11 protein-coding genes are annotated in these 24,885 nt (G+C 60.5%); 9 read left to right on the top strand and 2 right to left on the bottom strand.

Annotated features, from left to right (window positions below; translation table 11 throughout):
* Positions 1–71: 71 nt before the first annotated feature.
* Both ACEUKI_RS08730 and ACEUKI_RS08725 read right to left on the bottom strand, forming a co-directional pair.
* Positions 72–4,094, bottom strand: a complete 4,023-nt coding sequence (locus ACEUKI_RS08730; RefSeq protein ID WP_374156735.1) for an ATP-dependent DNA helicase — start codon at positions 4,092–4,094, stop codon at positions 72–74.
* Positions 4,091–8,386 (bottom strand): PD-(D/E)XK nuclease family protein, encoded by a 4,296-nt coding sequence (locus ACEUKI_RS08725; protein WP_374156753.1) that lies wholly within the window; start codon positions 8,384–8,386, stop codon positions 4,091–4,093. The genes ACEUKI_RS08730 and ACEUKI_RS08725 overlap by 4 nt, the downstream gene beginning before the upstream one ends.
* 130 nt (positions 8,387–8,516) lie before the next feature.
* On the opposite strand from ACEUKI_RS08725, the gene ACEUKI_RS08720 reads away from it, so the two are divergent.
* From ACEUKI_RS08720 to ACEUKI_RS08680, 9 genes are all read left to right on the top strand, one after another.
* On the top strand, positions 8,517–9,938 hold the full coding sequence (locus tag ACEUKI_RS08720; RefSeq protein WP_080785277.1) for a serine/threonine-protein kinase: 1,422 nt from the start codon (positions 8,517–8,519) through the stop codon (positions 9,936–9,938).
* 166 nt (positions 9,939–10,104) lie between these two features.
* The gene (locus ACEUKI_RS08715) at positions 10,105–16,089 is read left to right on the top strand and encodes an Ig-like domain-containing protein (RefSeq protein ID WP_374156734.1); all 5,985 of its coding nucleotides are present in this window, start codon (positions 10,105–10,107) and stop codon (positions 16,087–16,089) included.
* Between the two features lie 10 nt (positions 16,090–16,099).
* Positions 16,100–17,473 (top strand): AAA family ATPase, encoded by a 1,374-nt coding sequence (locus tag ACEUKI_RS08710; RefSeq protein ID WP_374156733.1) that lies wholly within the window; start codon positions 16,100–16,102, stop codon positions 17,471–17,473.
* A 24-nt stretch (positions 17,474–17,497) separates the two neighbouring features.
* Positions 17,498–18,721, top strand: coding sequence for a DUF58 domain-containing protein (locus ACEUKI_RS08705; RefSeq protein ID WP_374156732.1), 1,224 nt, complete (start codon positions 17,498–17,500; stop codon positions 18,719–18,721).
* Entirely contained in the window at positions 18,718–21,231 is a 2,514-nt protein-coding gene (locus ACEUKI_RS08700) for a transglutaminase-like domain-containing protein (RefSeq protein ID WP_144169338.1), read from the top strand. Before ACEUKI_RS08705 ends, ACEUKI_RS08700 begins: the two co-directional genes overlap by 4 nt.
* Positions 21,228–22,160: a PP2C family serine/threonine-protein phosphatase gene (locus tag ACEUKI_RS08695; protein ID WP_080785282.1), complete on the top strand. Its 933-nt coding sequence runs from the start codon at positions 21,228–21,230 to the stop codon at positions 22,158–22,160. The genes ACEUKI_RS08700 and ACEUKI_RS08695 overlap by 4 nt, the downstream gene beginning before the upstream one ends.
* Before the next feature lie 26 nt (positions 22,161–22,186).
* On the top strand, positions 22,187–22,807 hold the full coding sequence (locus ACEUKI_RS08690; protein WP_115770672.1) for a hypothetical protein: 621 nt from the start codon (positions 22,187–22,189) through the stop codon (positions 22,805–22,807).
* A 15-nt stretch (positions 22,808–22,822) separates the two neighbouring features.
* Positions 22,823–23,446 carry an FHA domain-containing protein gene (locus ACEUKI_RS08685; RefSeq protein WP_065437281.1) on the top strand — a complete coding sequence of 208 codons (624 nt, stop codon included), beginning with the start codon at positions 22,823–22,825 and terminating at the stop codon, positions 23,444–23,446.
* Between the two features lie 200 nt (positions 23,447–23,646).
* On the top strand, positions 23,647–24,831 hold the full coding sequence (locus ACEUKI_RS08680; protein ID WP_131218582.1) for an IS256 family transposase: 1,185 nt from the start codon (positions 23,647–23,649) through the stop codon (positions 24,829–24,831).
* Positions 24,832–24,885: the final 54 nt, after the last annotated feature.

The raw sequence follows: 24,885 nt of genomic DNA, 5'->3' as shown, positions 1-24,885 counted from the left end.
GCCTTGCGATGCATAAGGTCTCTCCACCGGTGAAGACCGTCCGATGCTGTACAGGTCATGAGCCTTTGGGCTCAGTCGTTGTCAGATTGTTCGGGAATGCCGGAGCTCAACTCGGTAAGGATTTCCTGTTTGGTTTTCGCACGGGCGTGAAGCTCGCGCAAGCCCTCGTCGGGCTCACTGACATAGTAGAGAGTGGCGTCGATACTGTCCAATTCCACACCTTCGACCGCTGCCAGCAGCAGTCGGTACATGTCGAGCTGGGCAAGTTTGCGGGTGATGTCGTCTGGCTTGGTGGGCCGACGACCGGTTTTCCAGTCAACCACGGTAAAGCGTGCGGTGGGGCTGGACGGGTCAAGTCCACCGATGAATACCGCATCGAGTTTGCCATTGACTAGGCCCACGCCCGGTACGTCCACGACGATGGCACGCTCCGTCCACGCCGGGATGCGCTTGGCCCACGATGATTCGGCCAGTCTGCGCTGCCACGCCACCAGCTTGGACTCGGTGGCATTGTCGCTACTTATGGAAGTGGCGGATACGGCGGAGACGGATTGTTGAGCCGTGGGCTGTGGGACAGCGGGCTGCCGTGTGGACGGCTTGCGGCATTGCCGCTCCCGTTCGGCCAAATCGGCCAACATGGCTTCCCGGGAAACGAATCCCGCATCCTGACCTGTATGCGGCATGCTTGGTTCGGCTTCATATGCCAGTACCGCTTCATCCGGCTTACCGGCATTGATGAATTGCTCAGCCCACGCATGGAACTGTGTGCCGGCCTCGGCCGCCGGAGACGATATGCGCGGAATCGGGCGGATAATGCTACGCCAGTAGAGGCGCTCCTCCCGTTCGCTCATGCCACCTACGCGGGCTTGCAGGCTTGTCACGTTTTGGCGTCCTGCGGCCAGAACGCGTTGCGCCTTGGCTTTGACTGCCTCATCAAGCGACTTGCCGTTGGCGGCATCGGCCATCAAATCGGCGTCGTCCACCAGCAATTGTGCCCGTTGCAGCAGTGGGCCGGCGTCTTGGTGCTGCTCAAGTGACGAGGAATCTGCGGCGATGACATCGATGCCACGTGACAGCTGCTCATGCACCGCGTCGCTGAGGGTAGCCGGCCACGGCAATTCAACGGCGGCATCCGTCTGCGTAATCGGCGTTTGCCATGCCTCCCCCACCACGGCGTCACCGTATGCCGCGGCATGCTCTCCGATAAAGAACCCTTCGGGAGGGGCAATCGCTTCGCCTTGCGCCGAGATCAGCATAGGCTTCCCGGCATTGGCGGCTTGCAGCCGCTCCACACAGTCCTGAGCCGATATCGCATGTTCACGGGCTTGGAGCGCGTCATGCACTTCAAGCCAGAAATTGGATGGCTGAGCGGCGCGAGAGCCTTTGGGCACCACTGACGGGTCCCGCCCGGATTCGCCCGTATAGGCGCAATAGGTCATCAGGGCATCTTCTCGCGCACGGGTAAGCGCCACATACATCAATCGACGTTCGTCGGCATGCAGCCGGCGCCCATACTCCTCCGCCTGCGTCAAATACCAGCCGGATGCATCCACTTCTTCCACGCCATCGCCGAATTCGCGCATGGAGCCGAACACTTCATCATCGATAAGCTCCACATCATCCAAAGCCGCCAATGATGCGATGGGGTCGGCTTCCACATCGGCATCATGGGGGAATCGCGGCAAAATGCCGGCATCGGCGCGCATAGGCACGGGTACGGCGGTGGGGTTGGTGAGCCAGGAGTCGGCGGTCTCATGATATTCGGGTGCGGTCCAGTGACCTTGCTCGGTGCCTCCCGTATGGTGTTCGTCCAGCACGATCTTGAGATGGTCGCCCTGATTGCTGGGGAATCCGCCGGCGGTAAGCCCCACTACCGCAACGGCATCCCATTCCAACCCTTTGGACTGGTGTACGGTCATCAGTTCCACATCCACCGGAGCGTCGGGGAGACTGGCGGCTTCATCCTCCACCGAAGCCAGATGATCCACCCATGTGATGAACCCATGCAACGAGGGAGTTTGCTCAGTGGCAATCTCTTGCGTGTACGTATCCACCAAATCCACAATCGCATCCATAGGCATATGCGCCAAAGCGGGATTGGCGCGGTGCTGCGGACTATGCAGCACACCGGCCAATACGGTGTCGATGTCAAGATCCAACGCTTCTATGCCGGTGCGAATCACGTCGCCCAGTGGCCTCCCGACGGCATCATGCACCTGACGGAGCATCACCGCGGCCCGGGTTATGGCGTTGCGCCCGTGTGCGCTCAACCGTTCAAGCAGTTTTACCAGGTCACTGCGTAGCAATACGTCTGGCAGGAATACCGCATTGGCCACCTGATCGCGGTACTCACGCACCACAGTCGCCCATTCATTCGCTGGTGTATCCGGTTGGGCAAGACCGGCCTGCACCAATGCTTGGAAGCGTTGTTCCGCGTTCTGTTCTTCAGCAAAACGGGCCAACATGGTCAAATCCGCTGCGGACATGGTGAATCGTGGCGTGGCCAGCAAGCGCATCAGCGATCCCGTATCGGTGTGGTCGGCGGCCACGCGCAGCAACGCCATCAGATCGCGGATTTCCGGACGTTCCAGCAGCGCGGAATAGCCGACCACGAATGTGGTCAATCCGGCCTGTTCCAATGCCGCCTGATATTCGGGCATATGTGATTTGGACCGAAACAGCACGGCGACCGGCGCTTTCTGTTCGCCTGGCATCTGTTCCTGTTGTTCGGCCGCGGAACGGTGCCGTGCGATGGCCGTCTTGCAGAAACGCACTACGGCGTCGATCTCCTGCCCGGCCGTGGCGAAGCCCAGTACTCCCAATGTTCCTTCGGGGGCATCAGGCATGGGGTCGAGCGATGAGACATCGACCTCACGCATCAATGAGCTGGAGGGACGCGACGGATTGGAGCGCAACGGCAGCGTGAGATTATTGGCGGCTTCGAGCACTATACGGCTGTTGCGCCTGGTGACGGACAGCGGGAATGGCTTGTATCCGGCAGGCAGGTGGAAATCTTGCTGGAACATACGGAATGCACCAGGGCTGGCACCACGCCATGCGTAAATCGACTGGAACGGATCACCCACCGCGTTGACGGCGGACCTCCGTGACGCATCCACATGGAACAGTGCTGCCAGCAGAGCGGCCTGCGTGGTGGAGGTGTCCTGATATTCGTCGAGCAGCACATGGCTGTACCTGCGGCGCGTGCGCTCTCCGATGGAGGGGAAGCGCTCGATAAGCTGATACGCGGCAATGGTGAAGTCGGAGAATTCGGCCATATTGCGTTCCCGCTTGGCTTGGGCATAGGCCTCCACCAGCTGGAGCAGAATATCGCGTTTGCGTGTGGCCTCCAGCAGCGCACCGCAATGATAGGCGCAGCGGGCGTGCAAATGTTCGGCACGGTCATCGAGCTTGGCTCGCCAGCTGGCGTCGGTATCTTTCTTCAGTCGTTTGATCTTGGGGATTTTCGGCTCGTCCTCGGGCATGGGTTCGTCTGCGACGGCTTGCTGCAATCGATTGATGAATGCCGAATCCCATTGCCGTACTCGATTGATCGCATCATCGAAGCTGGTGCAGCCGGCACCGATCATGGCACTGCCAATGGCATCCGACAACGCCAGAACACGGTTCGCCAAACTGGAGAAGGCGCCAAAATCCTCACTGAACGCCAGATCCATGTGACTGTCGATGACTTCGGTGGCCAGTTGAAGCGCTCCGGCTGCGCTCAATGGTTGCGTGTTCTGATCGAATCCGACAAGCAGCCCATATTGGCGCACGATGGTCTGGAAGAAGGCGTCATACGTGAAAATGGCCGGCTTGAGGAATGCCCGATCAGACACCGTGGCGGTCGTAGAGCCCGCCATATCACCGGCCACTGCGGCGGAGACGCGTTCCAGCAGTTCGCCTGCGGCCTTGCGTGTGAAGGTCAGGCCAAGGATGCGTTCAGGTGCCACACCTCGATTGATAAGCGCGATGATGCGTTGGGTCATCGTAAAGGTTTTGCCGGAACCGGCACCGGCAACCACCAGTACGTCAGCATCGACTGGCGCATCGATGATGGCGGCCTGTTCCGCACTGGGAGTGAACGTGCTCATGCTTGCCTCGTTTCGAAAATCGTGTCGATCTGGCCCGCACAGGCAGGGCAGACGTTCTTCATACGGCAGAATCCGATATGGGTGTCTTGCGGATGGGCCTCGATGATGGCCGACCTGCTGGCCGCCGCGGCATAGAATACGCGGGCGATCATGGTCAGCGACCATAACGTCTGCGTACCGGCGAGCGCGGCGAATTGCGCCCACGCTTCGGCACTCACACCTTCGGGAGGAGTAGCCGGATCTATGGCGGGTATGTCGAAGAAACGGTTGGGGTCTTTATACCAGTATCGTGGCGTGAACGGTTCGACATTCAACGAACCATCAGTGAACAGCGGCGGCTGGAAGGCACCTTCCGGGGCGTAGCTTCTGGCTGGTGCCGCATTCTGCCCGACATGGAACAGCGCGCTTTGGCTGATATGCGGCATTGCGGCAAGTGCCTTGGCACCGCGCGGCCCGTCTTCGGGGAACACGAGGCCAAGCTGATAGCACACGAGCTGCAAATCATTGAAAATCTGTTTGACCGTGGGCATTCTGCCTGTTTTGTAGTCAATGAGGCGAATGCATTCGCCGCCGTCTGCGAGTACGCGGGTTTCCATACGGTCGATGCGCCCGGACAGTCTCACGGTCAGATGCTCGTCCATGCCTTCCGGCCATCCTCCGACCAGTGCTCCCATCAGACGGACCAGCATGTTCCGATCGATCGGGTGCATGCCGGGCACGGCATTGTATGCGTCGAGTATGTCACGCACATCGAATCGTGCGGCAAACTCCCGTTCGCATTCGGCACCGGCCAATGTGCCAATGCTGAAGTTGCTGGAGTTCTTGCCAAGATACGTTTCCGGATCGGCGTCGCTGCGCACAAAGTAATCGGCGATGTTGCGCAGGGCATCCGCCGCGGACTCGTCCTTACGGGTGGCCTCATAGCGGTTCCGGGTGTCGGCTATGGCATTCGGATCGGGACGTTTGCTCTGATAGATGGCATTAAGCCGTGCCGTGACAGCCTCGATGCGGCGTTCCGTGCCGGCCGTGGAGTCCAAGCCCAGTGTGGCCAACGCCTGGGCATTGTGGGAAAGATGGTCCAGCCCTTCCTCGCTGCCTTGCTGCGCAATCGCATGGATGAGGGTTCCGAAACTGGTGGCCACGGAGCTGGGGCGAGGACCGGCGAACCGGTTCTCCAGCATCCAGCACACCGGGCACGCCCATAGGCTGTCGACCGCCGATGGAGATAAGGTGACCATGGGTGCGGCCTGCGCATCCGTCTTGTCTTTCCCTGTTTGGATACCGTCAGACTGTACACCACCAGATGACGCGCTGTCGGATGAGGCACTGTCAGATGAGGCATCGCCAGATGACGCACCGCCAGATGACGCGCTATCCGATTGGGCCGGCGATTCCACAAACGCCCAGCTCTGCGGATTTGCGGCGCGCACACCATGCTCTAACAGGAGTGTCAACGCAATCGCGGCGTCCTTTGCGGCAGCCTGCTGCGGTTGAGCAGTGGCCAGAACCGCACGGGCGGCGCTGACCAACCCACGTGGGTCGGCGTCCAATCCGGCCAGATCATATTCGGCGAATCCCGCATGTGCCCCCACTGTGGTGAAAGGCGCCTGTTGCCGGTTGCGCGGATAGTATTCCGGCAGATACCCGAAGAGAAAGTCCGAGGGGCTCATGCTGTCGTTCCACACCGCGCTGATCATGATTCGCCGTGCACGGGTCAGCGCGACTAGGAAACTCTTCTTCTCGCCCGACAGCACAGCCGCGAACCGCGGATCATGACCGGTTTTGTCGCTTTCTTCAAGCGCTCCCCTCAGCACGAGCTCGGCAAGGTCTTCACCACCGAACATGGTGTTGCGCCCGGCGAGGTTCGGCCACACGTCTTGCTGGACCACCGGTATCCACGCATATTCCCAGTGACGTCCGGCCGCGCCTGCCGGCGTGGTCAATGTCACCGCGTCTTCCACCGGCCCTATGTGGGCCAAGGAATCGGCCTGCACTTCCATGCCCCGCACCTGTGCCATGAATGACGTGATGTCTCGGCTGGCGGTGGAATCATCGGCGAACTGGAACAGACGCATTGCCGCGTCCAGCCGGTCATTGGCCGTGCGCCCCTCTGCCGTGTTGAATAATGCCGCACGCTGCCAGACCGGTGCCAGACCGGTGGCGTTCCATGCAACAGACAGTGCATAGCGCGGCTGTACGCGCTGGCTTGCCGGCAGCCGCTCCAATCCGGAAGCAACGCTGCCCACCAGATGCCACAGGTTCGCAAAAGCGCGGGCCTGAGGGTCGTTGCCGAGCACCGCGTGGATGGATGCGAGCGCAGCCTGCGCTGGCGCGGCGGCATCATCAACGGCAAGCATCACGTACAGCGCGTCAACGCCAAAGGCCAAGTCATCGCCGGACGGTTCACCGAGTATTTCGACAGACACTGGCAACGAAGTCACTGACGACGAAACCGCTGACGTCGAAACCACTGACGAGGATGTTTCACGACCTGTTTCACGCCGTGTTTCATGGTATGTTTCACGCAATGTTTCCCATGCCGTCGTCAGAGAGGTCAGCATGGCATCATCCGTGGCGAGATGCGCCAGCGACTCCAACGACCCCATGGCCGACTCGATCGGCGCAAGCCTTGCGGGACGCCCCTGACCGGGTCTGGCCCCGGCACTCACCAACGGGCCGTTCATCAACGTGGCCACTCTAGTCCTTATGTATGCCGCGCAGGAAGCCAACGTCATCTGGCATTCCGCCATTCCCTCGGCACGCAATCGGGCAAGCTCCACAAGCGCGAACAATCCCTGCACGAAAGTCTCGTCCTTCAAAGGACGGGTGACCGACGAATACCGCACCGGCACGCCATCTCGGCGCAGTCGTTCGCCGAACAGCCGCACGGCGGCATTGTCGTGGGTGATGACCGCCATGTCGTTCCACCGAATATGCCGGTCAAGATGCGCCCGCTTGATGCGCCAGACCACATCATCCAGCTCCTCACGTGAGGATCGGTACAGGCCGGCGGTCACTGTGCCGTCCGACTGATAATTCGCTGCATCGACTCCGCCCAGTATGGCGGTCAGCTTGCCGGGACGCTCGGCCGGAGGCAGCGGCTCGTCTTCCGGCGAGGGAATCGACAGCGAAATACGAGACGCGATCACATCAGCCATCGTCATGTGCGACTGATCAGCGCCGGTACTGCCGCCAACCAGCTGTTCTTCCTTGGCTTTCAGCCGCCCTTCCACGGAACGGCGCATCAGATATTCCGGATACGATCCACGGAAGGTCTGCACCGATTCATCCGGGTTGCCGACCAGCACCAACTTGACGCCGGCATTCCCCAACTCCTCCAAGAAGCGCATGCCGGCCAGCGTGGTGTCTTGAACATCATCCACAACCAGCAGCCGGGGCAAGCCCAACGCCTCCATACGCATAGGCCGGCCGGAATCATCCGCGTGATCGGCGGCGAATGCCTCATGCACCACACGAGCGCCTGCCACCAGCAAATACGAGGCATCCAAACGGTATTGCCCCGGATATGCCGCGCTTTGGGCTGCGATATATTCACGGCGCAACGCGAAAGCCAAACGCCATTGCACAGACAATCGCGCGTCCTCCGTCACGGCGTCCAAGAGACGTGGCTCTTCGTGAACGCCTACACCGAGCTCGTCCAATCGGGCCAGCATATCGCGCAACTGGCTGATAAACGCATCTGAAATACCTCGAGTGAACCTATCCGCGCTGGTCGAGCCGCCTGCCGACGTCGGAGACGGCGAATCCGACCCTTGTTGCGAGAGGCTTGATTGTGCGGAAGCGGCCGAGCCGGGCATCTCGCCGGTACCGGCATCGCGTATGAGTTTCGCCCAGTCATCCTGGGCAAAGTAGACGCGCAGCAGATCACAGGTGCCGCAATCATCTCCCGCTACGGCATGGCGCAGATGCACGGCCATGACTTGACGCAGCAAAGCATCCTGTTCCGCACCGTTCAACAATCGAGGCGACGGCAATCCAGTTCCCTCGCGCGAAGCTGATATGGCCCGGAATGCCACGGCACCCAGCGTGGTGACCGGCCTGGCCTGCACGGAAAACCCGAGCTCACGAATCACCCGATTGCCCAATGCGTCGGCGGCCACACGGCCGGATACGGCCATCACCGCCTGCGTGCCACCGTAGCGGCGCAGCCCCGCCATCAACACCGATAAGGCGAATTCGGTTTTGCCGCTTCCAGACGTGCCGACAATCAGCCTCGCCGCTCCATCACGGTCGATGCCGTCCAGCACTGTTCCAGGTTCAAGTCTCGTCATCATGGCTCCAGCCTAAACCCGACCGTCACAGAGGGAAAAATTTTACCGAACCCGACGAAGAATCGTACCCTTGACGGTATCCTGTAGAACGAATGCAGGGAGAGCGCATTTCCAAGGAGGGAGGGAACAGATGTCCAATACTCCGATGAGGCCGCCGAAGCTGCCCGGATATGATTTCGTCCAGATGTTGGGAAGCGGTGCCACCGCCACGGTGTACCTATATAACCAGCGTATGCCCGCACGCCCGGTGGCGGTAAAGGTCAGCGCCAAAACCCTTGACCCACGGGCCGCTGCCCTGTTCAACCGCGAGGCCAACTTCATGGCCAAGCTGTCATCCCACCCGTACATTCTGCCGGTATATGGTGCCGGCGTCACCTCCGATGGCCATGGCTACATTGTCATCGAATATGCGTCGGGCGGCACCTACAACAGCATTATGAAGGCCCGGTCCATGACCTGCGAGCAGGTACTCGACCTCGGCATCAAGCTGTCAAGCGCGCTGTTCACCGCGCATCGCAGCAATATCATCCATCACGACATCAAGCCCAGCAACATTCTCATCACCTCGCAGGGCTTGCCTGTTCTGGGTGATTTCGGTATCTCCACCGATGTGTATGACCGTACCGAAACCGGATTCTCGCCGCCGTGGGCACCGCCTGAAGTGCTTCAGCATCTGACCAATGGTTCGGAAGCCGCCGACATCTATTCACTGGCGGCCACCCTGTACGCCATGTTCGTCGGCTGCTCGCCATTCCAGCACGAATATCATCCACGTTCGCAATCGGAACTGATTTCGCTGATCGTCAACCAGCCATTGCCTCGCCTCAACCGCCCCGACGTACCGGCCGATGTGGAAGCGGTGCTGCGCCGGGCCCTGAACAAGGACCCCGACCAGCGGTACTACTCCGCGTTGGAGTTCGCACGTGCCATGCAGCGTGTGCAATTCGCATATTTCGGGCATGCCACTCTCGTTACCGTGGAAGGGATGCCGGCCTACCCCAAAGACATCGAGCGTCGGCGCCGGGCCACGGACCAGCGAGATCAGATCACCCGTTCGTCACGGCGATGGGTCAAACCGGTGGGTATTATCGTCGGTATACTTGCGGCGATTACCGCAGCGGCACTGATATTCGCCTTCGTGGTCGTTCCCCGCATGGACAGCGCCACCGGATCAGATACCAAACAGGTGGCGACGCCCGGCACCAAGGATGATGACAACAACCGCAATAATCAGGATGACGTGATCACCGATACCGCGAACGCCCAGATTCCTTCCCCGGAGAATCTGAACGGCACCTATGCGGCGGATGGGTCATCCGTGACGTTCACCTGGACGAATCCAGACCCGCAAAGCGGTGATACCTATGCGTGGGCCATAGTGCAGGGCAGCAATACCGACCAGAGCGCGCAAACCGTCACAACGTCAGATCCCACGGTGACCGTCAACGCGCAGGAAGGCTCGCAGACCTGCATTCAGGTGTCCATTGTGCGCAAGAACCGCCAGATGTCCGGCAGCCCCGCCATCGCCTGTGCAGCCAAGCCGCAAGAGTGATCCGCTCGCCACTGCCGGGCATACCACCTTGGCATTGCGTATCGCATCAGGCATGCGCTCGGCAGTGGCGAATTCACCAAACGGACAACAGGAACGGCAGGTATTGGAACCGTAAAGCGTTGTCATTACACTAGCAACCAGAGAAACCAGGGTTCAGGGAGTTCAGATGGCCACATCGTCCCAGTCATACGATCGTCGCCGACGCATCAGCGCGGCTTTGCGCCGCCTTATGCCCTCCGGAGGGCATACGTGGACGGTTCCCGTAATCACGCTCCTGCTGCTTCTGGGACTTGTTGCCGGCGCGGTGATCATGAGCACCGTCACGCGCCGCCATGTGCAACTGGACGATGGCACCGTATGGGTCACTTCGCTGAAGAACCAGAAGGCCGCACGATTCAACGTGAAGAACAAGGAGGCCGACGCCGGCGTCTCCTCCTCCGCCCCACGATTCGACATCGCGCAGCATAATGGCGACACCATCCTGACCGAAACGACCAAAGCCTCCACCATCAAGGCATCCACGGTCAGCACCGGAGTCAAGACCGACATCAAAGCCAACACCACCACTGTGGTCGGCGGGGATACCGTAGCCCTGATCAACGAGAAGACCGGCAATGTGTGGACCGGCTTGTCGGAAAACCTTGATTCCGTGGCCCCCACCACTTCCGATCCGAAAATGAAGCTGGGCGAGGGCGGGCGCATCGTAGTAACCCACGATGGCAAGGTCTACGGATACCGTCCATCCGACGGTATGGTGCTGCGTCTTGACAATCCCAGCAGCGCCAAGGCCAAAACCCTCGAATCGCTGACCGACGGCAAGCAGCAGACCGTTGAAAGCTTTACCGTCATCGGGAGCACGCCGGTAATCGCAACCGGCAAAACCGTCATATTCAAGGGCGGCCGCGTCGATGTCGACACGACCGGCACCCTCACCCTTCAGGAGCCTCCCACTGATGACGTACAGTCCGATTGGGTGGCCGCGGCATCACCGAGAGGCCTTGCGCTTATCCCGTTGAAGTCCAATGCCAAGGCGAATTTCATAGCCAACGGGGGCAAGGCGAATCCGGCACGACCGGTATCGTCCAAGGGCTGCGTGTACTCGGCTTGGAGCCAGAAGGCCAGCAACTACATTCGCGCCTGCTCCCCCGCGGATACCAGCGTCAAGCCGCAAACCCTCGAATCCGTCAATACTACTTCCGAATTGGTGTTCCGCACCAACCATCGCCTTGTGGTGCTCAACGACACGGTTAACGGCAATGTGTGGAAACCTGAGGATTCCACCAAAGTCATCAAAATACAGTGGAACAAAATACAGACCGAGCAGACCGAGAAAGAACAGCAGAACAACGACTCGGCCAACAACCACCACGACTTCTCCAAGACCTGTTCCGCACAATCCGGCCAAATCAAAGCCGAGGATGATGAAATCGGCGCACGAGCCGGTTCGGAACAGATTCTCGACGTGCTGCGCAATGACGAGCAGACCGATTGTTCCGTACTGAAAATCACCAAGGTTGGCGCACCAAACAACAAAGACGTCACCATTTCACCGATTTACGACGGCCGGTATCTGCAACTCGATGCCTCCGCCGCATCCGCAGGCACCGTTACCTTTACTTACGATATTTCCGATGGCCGCGGCCAGACCTCTTCCGCCACGGTGACCGTAACCCTGAATGATGGAGGCAACCACGCTCCCGTACAGTTCGACACTCCTCCCGAGATCGATGTGGAGCAGGGAGCCAGTTATACCGCCAATGCGCTGAGCAGCTTCAACGATCCGGATGGAGACCCGCTCACTCTGGTCTCCGCTGTGGCCCAGAACACCGACCAGGTGCAGGTGTCCACCCGAGCCGACGGCCAGCTTACGTTCAACACCGGTGCGCTGGCGTCGGGACGCGTGGGCGTCGAGGTCACCGTCTCCGACGGCACGGCGACCGGCACCGGCATGGTGTATTTCTCGGTCAAGCCCGCGAACACCTTGGCCGCAGTCATCGACCCGGTAGCGAAAACCACCGTTCCCAACACGGATACCGTCGTCAAGCTGTCCTCTTACGTGCATGGCACTTCCTTGCAGCCGGCACAACTGACTCAGGTGGATACGCCCAACGGCGCTTCGACGACCACCAATGCGGCGGATATGTCGTTGACGTTCAAGGCCACCAATCCCGGCACCTATTATGTGCCCTACACCATTACTCAAGGCTCGATTCCGGCCACCGGATTGGCTCGCGTCGAGGTACAGCCCGCCACCGGCGAGGCCGCCAAACCGGTTGCCGCCAACGATGTCGCCCTGCTTGGCGCGGATAATACCGCCATTGTGGAGCCGCTCACCAATGACGTCGATCCGATGGGCGGCGTGCTATCCGTCACCACGGTGAGCGCACCAGCCGACTCCGGCATCAAGGTTGGTCTCGTCAGCCATAAGCGCGTGTATATCACCGCGCGTCAGGTGCCCACGAAACCCGTCGCCCTTACCTACACCGTGGCCAACGCCTCCGGAACCGCCAAGGGCACCATCGTGTTGCAGCCACCGGCTCTGACCACCTCGAATTCAGTGCCCAAGGCCAGCAATATCAATGCCCAAGTGCGCACCGGCGGCATCGTGTCCGTGGATGTGCTTGACCATGTGGCCTACTCGGATGGCACCACGGTCAAACTCAAGAACAACCTGCAATACGACAAGGAGACGTTCAAGGGTCTGGCCTTCGTCTCTGGAGACACGGTCCGCTACCAAGCATCCAGCGAGACCGGCAACTTCCCCATCACCTATACGGTTGAAGACAATCTGGGCAATGTGGCTTCCGCCAATATCACCATTACCGTGCATAAGAGCGACGCAGCGAGCAAGGCCGCGCCAACCCCGCATGACGCCGAAGCGCAGGTTGCCGCTGGGCAGAAGGTCCGCATCCCCATCACACTGACCGGCATAGACACGGATGGCGACGACGATCAGCTGTTGGGTCTGGGCAACAAGGCACCCACGCTGGGCCGCATATCCGAAGTCGGTTCCGACTACTTGGTCTATGAAGCGTATCCGGATTCGTCCGGCACCGACACCTTCTCCTATGCCGTGGAGGATTGGACCGGTCAGCGCGCACAGGCGCAGATCCGCGTGGGCGTATTCCAAGGATCGTCCGACTCCGGCGTATACGCCAGGGATGACGAAATCACGTTGAGGCCCAATACGGCCGCAACCGTGCCGGCCGCGCAGAACGACATCTCCGGCGACAACACCAATCTGACCGTCGACAAGCATGTCGAGGTCCAAGGTCTCGACGGGGTGAGCGTGAAAGACAACATGATCTCCTTCACCACGCCCGGCAGCGCCACCACCGCCTATATCGCCTACACGGTCAAAGACAAGGCCGGCTTGTCCGATACGGCCACCCTCACGGTAAACGTGGATCCGAATGCCGCCATCGAGCCGCCTACCGCCTACGACTATCGTGTGCCGTCCGCCGCCACCATCGATAAGAAGTCCGTGGATGTGGATGTTTCCCAGTGGATCGCCAATCCTTCCGGCACAGCCAATGAGCTCAAGGTCGGCGTGCATCCCTCCGCCAGCGCTCACGCTCACGTCAAGGGCGGCGAGCATTCGACCACCATCACCGTCGACCTGACGTCACAGGCGCGAGCCGTGCCTTACACGGTGACCAATACGAAATACAACATCACCTCCACCGCGTTCATCCAGGTACCGGCCTATGGTGTCTTTCCGCCCACGTTGCGTCCCAAGGCACCGGAATTGAAGGTCAATTCGCGTGAGACCATTGAAATCAACATCAATGACTATGTCCGCGTCGGCGCCGGCAAAGAACCGTATATCGAAAGCGCTGATTCCGTCAGCGCCACCAAGGCTTCCAACTCCGATTTCTACGTGAACGACAAGACCCTGAAGTTCACTGCGGCAAAAGACTACGCAGGCCCCGCCTCCATTACCTTTACCGCTGTGGATGGCAAGCAGGGATCGGATAAGACCAAGATCATCAATTCCGCAGTGATCACTCTCCAGATCACGGTGATAGGCCGCGATGTGCCGCCGCCCACGTTCTCGTCCTCCACTATTGATGTCGAGGCGGGCGCGGACCCCAAGACCGTTGATCTGACGGCGCTCACCCATGCACCGTCCGGCGTGTATGACGACGAGAAGCAATACACGTATTCCGGCGGAAGCTCATCGTCCGGGCGAATCACCGCTAACCTGTCCCGTTCCGGCAGCTTGCAGGTTTCCGCCACCAAGGATGCCGCTCCTGGCACCACCGCGTCCATTCCCGTGCAAATCGCATACGGCGCGGGCACCGTGAATGCCGGTGTGACCGTGCGCGTAGTGTCTTCGACCCGTCCGCTGGCACGCGTCGGCGACAAGACGTTGAAGATCAAGGCCGGTGCCAGCGATGCCGTGAACGTGCTTACCGGCGCGTACAATCCGTTCCCCGATTCCTCGCTGACCGTCATCAGCTGCAAGGCGGATGACGCCGCCAAACTCACCATCGCCGGATGTGATGCCTCCGGAAACGTCGCCATCGCCGTCGCATCCGATGTGGGTGCTTCCACGAACACCGTGCTCGTCACCGTGCAAGACGGCACCAAGTCCAAGGATCGTGAGGTCACCGCATCGATTACCGTGTCCGTGATCGACAAGCCCGAGCCGCCACTGCTCTCCCCCGTAGCCGGGGAACCGCAGGACAGCGCGGTCAGCCTCACATGGACGCCCGGTGCCGCCAATGGCAGCCCGATCACCAACTACAAGGTCAGTTGGACCGGTGCCGCCACCGGAGAGAAGGATTGCGGTGCCGTCACCTCATGCCAGGTCACTGGTCTGAAGAACGGCAAAACCTATTCCTTCACCGTCGCCGCGCGAAATGACGTCGGTTGGTCCAAGCCGTCCACCGCCGTCGAAGCCACACCGGACAAGGTGCCGTCCGCTCCCACTGATGTTACGGTCACGGGTGGCAATAAAACCGCCAAGGTGACATGGAAGGCACCGAGCGGTGATTTCAGCGCCGTCGACAACTATTCGGTGACCGTCACCGGTGCAGGTGCTCCGCAGACCAAGGAAACCGGCAATACGGCCACCGAGCTGTCGTTTACGTTCAACAACAACGACATTTCCGATGGCACCGCCATTACGGCGACCGTCAAAGCCCATAACAAAATCAATTGGAGCGCCGAGTCCGCCGCATCGCCGTCAGAGAAGATCTGGGGAGACCCGGATGCGCCGAACATTGCGTTGTCGAACAACGACACCACAGTAACGGCGAAAGTCACTCTCGGCAACAACCGCAATGCCGGCTGCCGGCGAATTTCCTTGGGAGGAGATGTCAAGGACACCATCGATTGCAGTGACAGTGGCGCTACGTTCGATATCAATGAGAACGATTTGAACACCCGGGAAATCACCGTAACAGCCACCGTGGTGCCGCAGCGCGATGCTTCCGCCGGCACGGGCAAGAGCAGCTTTGTCCCGCAGTACAAGGTCCAGCCGCCCACTGACGTCTACACCACCGGATCCGGCAGTACATGCACCGTGCATTGGACCAAGCAGGGACATGCGCAGTCCTACGGCGTGACTGCCGATGGCATCGATTCTGGTACAGCTACTAACCGGAACTCACTCGACTTCCGAATGAGTCCTTGGGCCAAATGCAACACCGCATCGGTGCAACAGGTGTTCAACGGCGCTACCAGCGATGCCGCCATCGGAGGCCCGCACAATGGCGCTCCTTACACCTATGAGAAGAAGGCTGTAATCAACAAACCGCAGGAGCTGCGCTGGTCAGTCAACGCTCACGTCATTAACGTCACCGGCGGTTCGGTTGATGTCTATGGCAAGTCGGCCACTGTACAAATCATCATCAATGGTCAACCGTTCACGTGGAACTCCGGCCAGCCATTGGACGTCACCGACTTGGCCGTGGCCGCCGATGGCAACTACGCGTGGAGCGTCAAAGTCACCGGCGGGCCGGGATACTCCGGTCTCGACAACACTGCGGACGGAGGCAGCGTCGCGGGCGCACGCCCCTCTGACTCCTCGGAGAGGACCGAGTCGCTTAAATCCGGTACCGATGTCACTACTTTGGCCAAGAACCCTTGGATTCTTGGTTTCGGCAATACCCCAATATCGTCAACCACCATTCACAAGCAGTAGGAGAACATCCATGAGCGAGAACATCGATGACGCGACGCAGTTGTCTGACACGACCCGTCTGTCCGACAGCACGCAGCTATCCGACGCCACGCACTTGTCCGACGCCACGCACCTGGCATCCGCACCACACACCGGCACGACCCCAAGCACCGAGTCGGCGCCGCAGTCCGTTGCGCCGCCTAACCTGCCGCAGCGGCCGTCACAAGCGCCGTCAGAAAAGCCGTCTCCTACTACTGACGCCGCCTCCATCCCTGCGGGCGATGACAGCACCGTGCTCAAGCCGCGCAAGGGATCGACGCCAGCCATCCCGCAGCAGGCCGCCGCGCAATCACAGCCGCAATCCCAGCCGCAGCGTCAGTCGAGCAAAGCCGCGCAAGCAGCCGCATCGGTACTGCCCGCCAGCATCAATTCCGGACTACTGCCCCAGCCCACGGCTCAGGTCCTGGATTTCCAGCAGTCCTTCAATGCGCTGGTCGAAAATGTCTCCAAGGTGGTTATCGGCAAGACCATCCCTATCAAGCAATGCGTCACCGCACTGATGGTCGGTGGCCATATTCTGCTTGAAGACAACCCCGGCACCGGTAAGACCCAGTTGGCCCGAGGCTTGGCCAATTCCATTTCCACCGGTTTCAAGCGTATTCAGTTCACGCCCGATCTGCTGCCTTCGGATGTGGTGGGTGTGACTTTCTACGATCAGAAGCGCGGAGAATTTGAGTTCCGCGAAGGCCCGATTTTCGCCTCCATCGTGCTGGCCGATGAGATCAACCGTGCATCGCCGAAGACGCAGTCCGCACTTCTGGAGGTTATGGAAGAGCAGAAAGTCACCGTTGACGGCGTCACCCATGATGTGCCACAGCCGTTTATCGTGATTGCAACCCAGAACCCCATCGAGCAGCTCGGTACCTATAAGCTGCCTGAGGCGCAGATGGACCGATTCCTTATCAAGACGTCAATCGGCCACCCGGGCCATGATGTGTCCGTCGATATCCTCAAGCAGGTCGATATCACCGACCGTGCGCAGACCATTTCCCCGGTGCTGAGCGGTGACGATGTCATGCGGCTGCGTCAGGTGGCCACCGAAATCTATGTGGATGATGCGATTCGTGAATACATCGTCAGGCTCGTCGAGGCGACCCGCCACAACGAGAAGATCACAGTCGGCTCCTCCATGCGTGGCGCTTTGGCGCTGACTCGATGCGCCCGTATCTGGGCCGCGGCCGATGGCCGTGCCTACGTGGTGCCGGATGACGTCAAGGACCTTGCAGTGGCCGTGCTCGCACACCGTATCACGCTGACTCCGGAAGCCACCTTCGATGGGGCGACTCCGGAAAGCCTGATCGCACAGGTGCTCGAAGACGTTCCCTCCCCCACCATCGGTTCCTGATAGGGCCTGGAAAGGTATCCGACCATGGCATCTACATCCGCCGCATTACGCCGTCGCCGGCGCGCTGAACGCATGTTCAAGCGCGCGGTAAGACGCATCAGACGGTTCTTCGCATCCTACGTCTCGCCCTTGGGCTGGGCGGTAACGGGCGCAGGCATCGCATGTCTTATTGCGTTCCTACCTCTGGGCTGGTATGAGCTGCTCGTATTCGGCATCGTGGCGATGGTGATGATGCTCGCGGCAATCGCGCTTTCCCTCGGCAACACACGCTTCCACGCGTCCATCGCCGTATCCAATCATCGCGTGACCGTGGGAGACAACATATCCGTTATCGTCGGCATCGACAACACCGGCAGAACGCCGACAACCACGGCACGCGGATATCTGCCAATCGGCGATGCGCATGAACGATTCAACATCCCCATGCTGGCTCCCGGGCAATCCAAGCAAACCGATGTGGAGTTCCGTACGGTATCGCGCGCAATACTGCCCATCGGACCATTGCGCATCCGCAAGGGAGACCCGTTCGGCCTGGTGCGTCACGAAAAGGAGCTGGCCGACCGCATCATCGTATTCATCCACCCTCGTACCGTGCGTCTCGATACCCTGAATGCCGGCGTGCCCCGCGATCTGGAAGGCCAACCATCCGGCCAGATCGTGGATGATGATCTCGACTTCTACGGATTGCGCGAATACGAGCCGGGCGACGACGTGCGTAACGTCCACTGGCTGAGCTCCGCGAAAACCGGCACGTTGATGATTCGCCAATATGAAGCCACGCGCCGCACCGACACCTCGGTGACCATCAGCGTGAACCCGGATGAGTACGTCAACGGCGAGGAATTCGAGATGGCGGTGTCCATCCACTCCTCCATCGGCGTCAAATGCCTGCTGCAGGATCGCCCGCTGTTCTGTCACGCGGGCAACGCGCACGGCCAGCCGCGCAACGCCATGGAGTTCCTCGACAACGCCAGTGCCATAGAGCCTGATCGTGAGGACAATCCGAATCTCGCCGAGGGCACGCTGAAGCACAGTCCTGATGCTTCGTTCTATTTTTTCACTGTTGGATCGCTGAAAGACATCGAGCAAATCAAGCGCATGACCTTGGCCTTGCCCCGATCGGCCAGCTGCGTGGTATTGCAGGCCAGCGCCGGCGCCAATCGCGGCATCAGAAGATTCGCCAACTTCACATTGGCCACCATCGGCGAACTCGATGATCTCCCACTGATCATGGGGGTGCTCGCATGACCTTCGACCAGTCCAGTATCACCAATACCAATACCGCTGCGTACGCCGGATCGAGCGGCACATACACCGGCACTTCCTCCGGCACGCACACCGGAACCTCCGCCACCACCGGCTCCTGGGCCGACTCCACACATTCGGTTATCTGGATGACCAGAGGCAATGTGCTTCGCGGCATGGGCCTCAGTCGCCAGCCGTGGGGCAAACGAATCGCCAGCCTCGTACTCATAGCGGCGATGATGTTGCTGGCGCAAGCCAATCTCATCGACGTGTACGGCGGCGTGGCCACTTGGGCGATTGCCGCCGTACCGGCCACCTTGCTGGGCGCGATCATCGCTCTGGCGGGCATGTTGCCGGCGTTACGGTTGTGGTGGCAAATCGTGTTTCTGGCGTTCGCCCAATTCATCATCGGCCCGGTAGTAACGCTGAGTTCCACCACGTCCCATTACGTGATTCCCACCTTGAAGACCTTGAGTTCAGGTTGGGAAATGACGTTTGGCTCGTTCAAGTACATTATTTCCGTCGATCCGCCTCTGGGCACGCAAGACGGCGTGCTGATGGCGGTATGGACCATCGGCCTGTGGCTTACGTTCCTCACCGGCGTGTTTGCCATTAATGCCAACGCCTGGTTGTCGCTGGTGGGAGTGCTGCCCCTTGCGGCGGCCGTGGCCGTATGTGCTTTGCTGGGTACGGACAGCGGCTGGCAACGTGACATCTGCGGCATTGCCTTTGCCTTGTTGCTGATTATCTGGCTGTCTTGGCGTCTTGAACTGCTGGAATGGGGGCGCTGGATATCCGCGCTGATCATCGTCGTGCTCGCTGCCGGCCTTGCTTTCGGAGGCGCGTTGCTGGTGCCGCAGGACCGTTTCGTGCTGCGTGACCGCTACGATCCGCCGTTAAGCCCCTACGATTACACCAGCCCGCTCAGCGGCATGCGATCCTATATCAAGGACCACAAAAAAGACGTGTTGCTGACCGTCCATAATCTGCCGGCCGGAACACCGGTCAAACTTGCGGTGATGGATCGATTCGACGGCACAGTATGGAACCTGTCCGATTCTTCCGAAGCCACGGACTCCTCGAATTATCATCGCGTGGGCACCACGATCAAGGCGGATGAGCAGGGTGAATCCTTCACTGCGACCTTCACCGTCGATCAGGGATTGACCGACACCTGGCTGCCGCTGGCGGGAGCGGCCACTGGCGTGAGCTCCGCCAACGATGCCGACAACGGCAATGACACGTTCTACTACAACACGGATACCGATTCCGCCATTATTCCCGCCGGCACGCGTAAAAGCCTCACCTATACCGAATCCGGCATTATCGCCCGCAAGCCCACCGATAAGCAGATCAGCAGTGCGGCCGCGGCCCGCATCACCCAACCGGAAGCCCAGGATGTTCCCGATTCGGCCAGCAAACTGGCCACGTCCATTGCCGGCGGACAGTCCTCGGGCGGTGCCGCAGCCACGGCGTTGGCCGACACATTGAAAGACTCCGGATGGTTCTCTCATGGACTCGAAGGCGATTATCCCTCCGATGCCGGCCATGGCAACTACCGCATCAACAAGCTGCTGGCAGGCACAGCCATGGTGGGCGACTCCGAGCAATATGCCTCCGCCATGGCACTGATGGCTCGTGAGCTGGGACTGCCCTCCCGTGTGGTCCTGGGCTTCCTGCCGAAAAACGAGGATGGCGAAATCACCGATGCCCGCACGGAGAAGACCTCGGGCAATGGCACCAAAATCGAATTCACCGGCAACGATGTCACCGCTTGGGTGGAAATCAAATTGCAGGGCCTGGGATGGGTGGCGTTCTATCCGACGCCCAAGGAGACCAAGGTGCCTGATGAAAACCAGAACCTGACGCCGCCGAATCCGCAGACGCTGGTCCGGCAACCACCAGTGCCGTTGACCGATCCGCTGCGCGATCAGACGCAAGCCAGGGGCCAAAGCTCATTGGCCGGCGCCGACGCCGATGATTCGCCGACCAACCTGTTCTGGGTGCGGTTCTGGCGAGTGACCCGCAAGGTGGCCCTGTACGGCAGCCCATTGTGGACCCTACTCATCGTCTGCGGTCTGATTCTGATGTTCAAGGCCATGCTGCTGGCGCGAGCGCGGCGGCATGGCAGTCCGAAAGCCCGTGTGGCAGCAGGTTGGAATGCCATACGCATGCTTGCCGAGCAAAGCGGCATCACAGCCAAGGGCACTCGTCGAGATCAGGCCGGTGCCATCGCCCGTCAACTCGGCACAGATGACCAGGCTTTGATCCAGCTTGGCCGGGAAGCCGACTACGCCACGTTCTCGGGGCAAGACATTGAATCGGGCCAAGCCACCACATATTGGACAGGAGTCGACCAATTACGCAAGGCAATGCTCGCTTCTTTGCCGCGTTTCAGGAGGATACGTACACGACTTTCCCTGAAAAGCGTGGCTATACTGTCAAATAGACACGCAGCCAAGCCGCACACGACGCATGTCAAGCGCGCGCGTAAGAAGGGGAAGGCGTCATGACCACAGGCTCCATCCGTATCGCGATGACCAGTGACGTGGGCCTTAGGCGCAAGAACAACCAAGACACCGGATTCGCCCAACAGGGCGTGTTCATGGTCTGCGACGGCATGGGCGGCGGCAAAGGCGGCGAGCAAGCAAGCCAGTTGGCTGCCCAGCATTTCGCGCAGCTGGCTTCCATGCCCTCGCGCACCCGCCATGACATCGACGACACCCTGGCACAGGCTCAGCACGACATTCTCGATTTGGGAGACCGTCTCGGCGGCGTGGCCGGTACGACCTGCTCCGGACTGGTTTTGCCCCAGCCTTACGCAGATGCCATCAATGCCCACAGCGCAGCTTTGTTTGGCGACGCCGATGATCAGGACTTCTCGGACCAGACCTATGTGGTCAATGTCGGCGATTCCCGAACCTACCATCTCAGCCCGCTGCCGGATGCCGATGCCCCCGCCACGGATACCATCCCCGTGTGGGACGCCTCCTCGCTGACCCGCATCACGCGGGATCATTCCCAGCGCCAAGAAGCCATCGATTCCGGTCAGATGCTGCCGGAAGAGGCGGAGGCGACCATTCCACGCAATATCATCACCCAATGCCTGGGCGACCCGGATGGCATAGTGCCCGACGTATATGTTGCCGATCTGACCGGCCGTTTCATCATCTGTTCGGATGGGTTGCACGGTGAAGTGTCAGACGAACAGATTGCGGCCATTGCCGCAGCGCATTCCAGTCCGCAGGAAGCCGTGGACGCCTTGGTGGCGGCCGCGCTCGATGCGGGCGGAACCGACAATATCACTGTGATTGTGGCCGATATGCCACTGACCGAACCCGAACATCACGCGTTCAGCGCTTTTAAACTGGACGAGGGCGAGGACATTGGCGCCATTGAAGACGCAACACTACAAACACTACGGACCATACGTTCGGCATAACCGAGCGAACATAAGGAGGTAATCCCATGGTTGATTATGATGCTGCGGTCGCTGCCGTACAGGATCCGAACGCGGACCCGATTCTGTTGGCAAAAATCGCCTACGAGAATCCGGAATTCGGCGCAAACGTCGCAGTAAATCCGCGTTGCTACCCCGGCTTGAAGCGTTGGATTGCCGAGTTCGGCGATGAGCGTGCCCGCGAGACCCTAGCGCAATACGGGTTCACTGCCGAGACATTCGGCGGCCCGGTTCAGGATCAGGAAGCCCCGGCACAGGCGGCCCTGCAGGCTGCCGAGCAGCAGCCTGCAGACGCTTACGCCGCCGACCAGTACGCCGCAGTTCAGCCCGCTGCCAACCAGTACGCAGCCCAGCCCACGACTGACCAGTATGCGGCCAACCAGTACGCAGCCCAGCAGCCCGCAGCTCAAGCGGCATTCGAGGAGCCTGTGGCCACCAATCCTTATGGCTTCACCGCCGAACAGGCCCTGACCACCACCGACCAGATGCAAATCGCCCAGATTGCCCAGTACGCGCCTGAACTACGCGCCTGCATCGCCCGTAATCCCAACACCTATCCGGCACTGATCGGATGGCTGGGCCAGCTCGGCGACCCGGCGATCAACGCCGCTTTGGCTTCCCGTCAGTGAAAGGACGGCATCATCATGGCCAAACTTCCCTACCCTCCAGCACCTGAACTGGGTTGGTATTCTGACGATCCGGTGGAAGGCACCCCGGATTCCGCAGTTGGCACAGCCGAACCGCAGAACGACTACGGGCAGCCCAGCACCGCGGAAGCGGCAACCAATGCCGCTTTTACCGCAGAGCCCGCCGCCACTGCCGCCGCTGAGCCCACTGCCGCTCCGGTAGACACCACACCGCACGCCGCCGAAAACGACATCGAGGATTGGGACAGCACCGTGCTCTCCTCCTCGTTCACGTCCAAGGCACCAAAGAAGACGTACCTGCTGCATAACGATGTCACCGGCCAGACCATTGTGATCGACAAGAGCACGTTGCTGGGCCGCAAGCCTTCCATGGATGTGCCGCAGGGTGCCAAGGCGGAGCGTATCGAAGACCCGACCCGCACCACGTCCCGCAACCATGCCGCCATCAGCATCGACACCGATGGCGCGCTGTGGATCGAGGACTACGGCTCGTTGAACGGTACCTACATCATCACCAATGGCCAGGAGACACAAGTCACCAAGGGCACACCGCTCAAGCTCAGCGCGCCTGCCACGGTGCGTATCGGAGACCAGTTCTTCCAGTTCTCCGAACAGCAGTGACCGCTGGACTGTACAGGCCAGCGAATACTCCAGATATCAATAAACCGCAGGTAACGTACCAAGCAAGCTGTGAGAAGATAACGCCCGAGATTTTGCGCACTTTGGTTTGGGCTTGAGATAGGGGCATGGCCCGTGTCCTGTGTACGATTTTCAGTCGCCAGACATTAGAAAACCGCGATTGGAAACGAGGGCACGAAGCCATGTCACAGCAGATTCTACAGGTCGACCAGGCCATGTTGGAAACCACCCTGGACCGGATGGTCCGCAAAAGCGTCGAGGAGACCCTGAACGCGATGCTCGACGCCGAGGCCGACGAGATCACCGGCGCCGCGCGCTACGAGCGCAGCGGGGACCGCAAGGCGTACCGGGCCGGCCACTACGAGCGCGACCTGACCGTCAAGGCCGGCAAAATGAGCCTGAAAGTGCCGAAACTCAAGGGCGCGGTGTTCGAGTCGGCCGTGATCGAACGATACCGTCGGCGTGAGGAGAGCGTCGAGGAGGCCTTGATCGACATGTACCTGGCCGGCGTCTCCACCCGCCAGGTCGATGATGTCAGCCGGCTCCTGTGGGGCGACCGCATGCCCTCGCAGACCCTGAGCGACAAGCTCAAGCGCGTCTATGCGGATATCGACGCATGGCGGGGCAGGCCCCTCGAACAGGATTACCCGTACCTGTTCATGGACGGCGTGTGGCACAAAAGGTGCTGGGGCGGGTCCGTGGAGAACGTGAGCATCCTGGTGGCCATCGGCGTCGGCATGGACGGGCGGCGCGAGGTGCTTTCGGTGGCCGAGGGCATGAAGGAGGACGCGGAAAGCTGGCGCGAATTCATCAAAGGCATGCTCGCACGAGGCCTCAAGGGCGTGAGACTGGTGACGGGAGATCGGTGCGCGGGGCTGGTCGCCGCCGCGGGCGAGCTGCTGCCCGATGCCCGCTACCAGCGGTGCATGGTGCATTTCGAGCGCAACATACTCGCCAGGGTCAACCCCGGGAACCGCGACTGGGCGGCCGACGCACTGAAGGCCGTGTTCTCCATGGAATCACGCGACAAGGCGTTGGAGAAGGCCGAATCCGTCGCCCGGGACATGGAATCCAGGAAACTCAAGGAGGCCGCCAAATGCCTGCGCGAGGGCATCGGCGAGACCACGACCTACCTGCTCGACGACTACCCGCGCGAGCATAGGCGTCGGATCCGCACCAACAACATGATCGAACGGCTCAACCGCGAGATCAGGCGCAGGACCCGCGTGGTCGGCTCGTTCCCCGACGGACGCAGCGCGTTGATGCTCGTCTGCGCGAGGGTCCGCTACGTGACATCCGACGAGTGGTCGACGCGCCGCTACCTCGACATGTCAAGGCTCGGTGAGACCGTACCAGCAGCGAACTGATCACCGCCACAGGGACGGGCGAAGACCAAAGTGCGCAAGAGTTCGGGCACTACC

It is taken from the genome of Bifidobacterium sp. 2450 (genome assembly GCF_041900695.1).
Taxonomy (GTDB): domain Bacteria; phylum Actinomycetota; class Actinomycetes; order Actinomycetales; family Bifidobacteriaceae; genus Bifidobacterium; species Bifidobacterium longum.
The sequence above is the reverse complement of the archived record's forward strand: the minus strand, read 5'-3'. Positions and strand labels throughout refer to the sequence as shown.

Bases quoted from the DNA above. Each gene is read 5' to 3' on its own strand.
- ACEUKI_RS08730 (WP_374156735.1), bottom strand. From the start codon at position 4,094: ATGAGCACGTTCACTCCCAGTGCGGAACAGGCCGCCATCATCGATGCG.
- ACEUKI_RS08725 (WP_374156753.1), bottom strand. From the start codon at position 8,386: ATGACGAGACTTGAACCTGGAACAGTGCTGGACGGCATCGACCGTGAT.
- ACEUKI_RS08720 (WP_080785277.1), top strand. From the start codon at position 8,517: ATGTCCAATACTCCGATGAGGCCGCCGAAGCTGCCCGGATATGATTTC.
- ACEUKI_RS08715 (WP_374156734.1), top strand. From the start codon at position 10,105: ATGGCCACATCGTCCCAGTCATACGATCGTCGCCGACGCATCAGCGCG.
- ACEUKI_RS08710 (WP_374156733.1), top strand. From the start codon at position 16,100: ATGAGCGAGAACATCGATGACGCGACGCAGTTGTCTGACACGACCCGT.
- ACEUKI_RS08705 (WP_374156732.1), top strand. From the start codon at position 17,498: ATGGCATCTACATCCGCCGCATTACGCCGTCGCCGGCGCGCTGAACGC.
- ACEUKI_RS08700 (WP_144169338.1), top strand. From the start codon at position 18,718: ATGACCTTCGACCAGTCCAGTATCACCAATACCAATACCGCTGCGTAC.
- ACEUKI_RS08695 (WP_080785282.1), top strand. From the start codon at position 21,228: ATGACCACAGGCTCCATCCGTATCGCGATGACCAGTGACGTGGGCCTT.
- ACEUKI_RS08690 (WP_115770672.1), top strand. From the start codon at position 22,187: ATGGTTGATTATGATGCTGCGGTCGCTGCCGTACAGGATCCGAACGCG.
- ACEUKI_RS08685 (WP_065437281.1), top strand. From the start codon at position 22,823: ATGGCCAAACTTCCCTACCCTCCAGCACCTGAACTGGGTTGGTATTCT.
- ACEUKI_RS08680 (WP_131218582.1), top strand. From the start codon at position 23,647: ATGTCACAGCAGATTCTACAGGTCGACCAGGCCATGTTGGAAACCACC.